Genomic DNA, 1,933 nt, shown 5'->3' with positions numbered 1-1,933 from the left:
AATACGAAAGCTTTGAGACAGCGAGAATTGCGTTATTTCAATTCATCGAAGGTTGGTATAATCGAAAACGAATTCATGGAAGCATTGGTTATTTGACACCGGATGAATACGAAAAAATGTGCCGAATTGCAGCGTAAAACATGGGGTACAGAACACTTCCCCCCTTCACATTTTTTTTGGCACAACAGCCATGGGTTTATTTCTCCACGTCCCAAGTAGATTGTCAAAGGCTCTTTTCACTTTGACAATCTACTTGGGATGTGGAACAATCCATGAATGGTTGTTGTGCAAAAAACTTAATCTTTTTGTGTCCAAAAACTTGACGTAGATCCACTCTTTTAAAAAAACGGATAGAAAAAATTGGATAATTTTGTTTTTGAAATTATATCATCTCACTGCTGTTGGATTGCTTCATATCCATGGAATTAGCAATAAGTAATACACAAAAAAATTGAGAGTCTCTCAGAGGCGTTTATTTAATGATACTAATGGTGAAGTGACAGTAATAATAATTTTTGTCTTGCAATATCCTAATTAAATAATGTTATTTATCCTTAGAAAGTAATTAAGCGATTAGAAAGTTAGACACTTGTAAAACGATTAATGCAATTGAGGATATTTGAAATGGAGTTGAAAAAATGAAGCTTTTAGTAACAGGTGGAACTGGTTATATTGGCTCACATACCTGTGTTTCTTTAATGGAGCAAGGTTATTCTTTGATCATTTTAGATAATTTTTCAAACAGTAATCCATCTGTTTTAGAAAATCTCCGGAAATTGAAAAATGATTTTATTTTTTATAATGTTGATGTTACGGATGAAGAAGCACTCGAGAATGTTTTCTCAATTCATGATATTGAGGGTGTCATACATTTTGCAGGTTATAAGGCGGTTGGAGAATCAGTTACAGAGCCTTTAAAGTATTATTTAAATAATGTTGTAAGTACAATGATATTATTGAAAGTTTGTAAAAAGTACAATGTGAATAAATTTGTATTTAGTTCATCCGCAACAGTTTATGGTGAAAATAAAGTGCCGTTTAAAGAGGATATGAGGTTACTGCCGACAACTAATCCTTATGGAGAATCAAAAGCGATGAGTGAAAGAATTTTAATGGATGTTGCAAATGCGGATCCAAATTTTTCAGTGGCGATATTAAGATACTTTAATCCGGTTGGTGCTCATGAGAGCGGACTTATTGGTGAAAATCCGAAAGGAATTCCAAATAATTTAATGCCTTATATAACAAAAGTTGCAAAAAAGGAATTAGAAAAATTAAAAGTATTCGGCATTGATTACCCGACTCCTGACGGTACCGGTATCCGAGATTATATCCATGTAATGGATTTAGCTGAAGGTCATGTTGCAGCTTATAAACATCTTACTAAAGTCAAAGGCGTACATGTTTATAATTTAGGTACTGGTAAGGGAACAAGTGTGTTAGAGTTGGTTAAAGCCTTTGAAGAAGCGAATGGAATTAAAATACCATACGAAATTGTGGAACGAAGACCAGGAGATATTGCTGTTTGTTTTGCGGATGTATTAAAAGCTGAAAGAGAATTAGGATGGAAAGCGAAAAAAAATATTATTGACATGTGCAGAGATGCTTGGAGATTTGAGAAGTCATTATAGTCTTTTAAAAGCCAAAAACCATAGTAGTTCAAACCATAGGTCAAGGTTTGTGCTACCATGGTTTTTATATATGGTAGAAATTTTGTAAGCCCGAATTCAAACGACGCATATCAGTAAGCGTAAAATAACGCCCACGTGTTTTTTCGTGGGCGTTTATTATATGCTCTATTTAGTTTGTAAGCCCGAAATCAAACAACGCCTATAAATCAATGACACCTCCCTGTAAGATGAAAGTAACAATTACAGAGGAGGTGTTCTTTTTTTGACAACGGAAAAACTCAATATCGTGCCTGTAAAATTAG

2 protein-coding genes are annotated in these 1,933 nt (G+C 34.0%); both read left to right on the top strand.

Annotated features, from left to right (window positions below):
• Window positions 1-137 (top strand): IS3 family transposase (locus FKZ59_RS14285; protein ID WP_141603258.1); only part of this gene is annotated, 137 nt, incomplete at its 5' end.
• Between the two features lie 501 nt (window positions 138-638).
• Window positions 639-1,631: a UDP-glucose 4-epimerase GalE gene (gene galE, locus FKZ59_RS14280; protein WP_141603386.1), complete on the top strand. Its 993-nt coding sequence runs from the start codon at window positions 639-641 to the stop codon at window positions 1,629-1,631.
• Window positions 1,632-1,933 lie beyond the last annotated feature (302 nt).

Source organism: Ureibacillus terrenus (assembly GCF_006569205.1).
GTDB classification, from domain to species: domain Bacteria; phylum Bacillota; class Bacilli; order Bacillales_A; family Planococcaceae; genus Ureibacillus; species Ureibacillus terrenus.
Note: the sequence above shows the minus strand (reverse complement) of the source record. Positions and strands in the feature narration are given on the sequence as shown.